This is a genomic window from Flavobacterium hydrophilum, from assembly GCF_003202405.1.
Classification (GTDB): Bacteria; Bacteroidota; Bacteroidia; order Flavobacteriales; family Flavobacteriaceae; genus Flavobacterium; species Flavobacterium hydrophilum.
In genome coordinates this window covers 1-697 of the sequence record NZ_QJHL01000020.1, presented here as the reverse complement: position 1 = coordinate 697, position 697 = coordinate 1, and the positions used below count along the sequence as shown (strand labels likewise).

Genomic DNA, 697 nt, shown 5'->3' with positions numbered 1-697 from the left:
TATCAGTGGTATAAAAACGGGGTCGCTATATCAGGTGCAACTTCCAGACAATATACCTTGTCGAATTTAACGCTTGCCAATGCCGGTGATTATCATTGTGTATCCACCAATCCGCAAATGACTATCACAACGGTTACAAATCAAAATCTTGTTTTAACCCGAAATACAATCCATCTAAACGTAAACAATTGTAATGCTTTTTTAAGTTCTGCTGTGGGAACAAATGCACAAGCCATATGCCCTTCAACTGCTATTATCCCTATTACGTATACTACCGCAGGATTGATTACAGGGGCAACTTTTTCAGGACTGCCTGCTGGTGTTACGGGAAATTTTACATCCAACACAGTAACAATAAGCGGAACTCCTGCCTCTACGGGAACTTTTCCTTATACAGTAACCTATACAGGAGGTTGCGGTGCTGTTGTAACTTCAACAGGAACTATTACTGTTCAGACCAAAACAGTAAATGCGGCTTCGGCTGCTCCGGTTCTGTGTATAAATACTGCTATAATACCAATTACACATGCCACTCAGGGAGGAACTTTGACACTCGGTATCCCAACCGGATTACCTTCCGGCGTAACGGCTGCATGGGCAACAAACATCTTAACCATCAGCGGAACTCCTACAGCTTCAGGAGTATTTAACTACAGTATTCCTCTTTTGGGAGGATGCGGTAATACTATAAATGCCA

The 697-nt window shown here is 42.5% G+C and carries 1 pseudogene; it reads left to right on the top strand.

Annotation, left to right across the window (positions count from 1 at the left end):
- Window positions 1–697 (top strand): annotated as a pseudogene (locus DMB68_RS23475) (hypothetical protein); the annotation flags it as partial.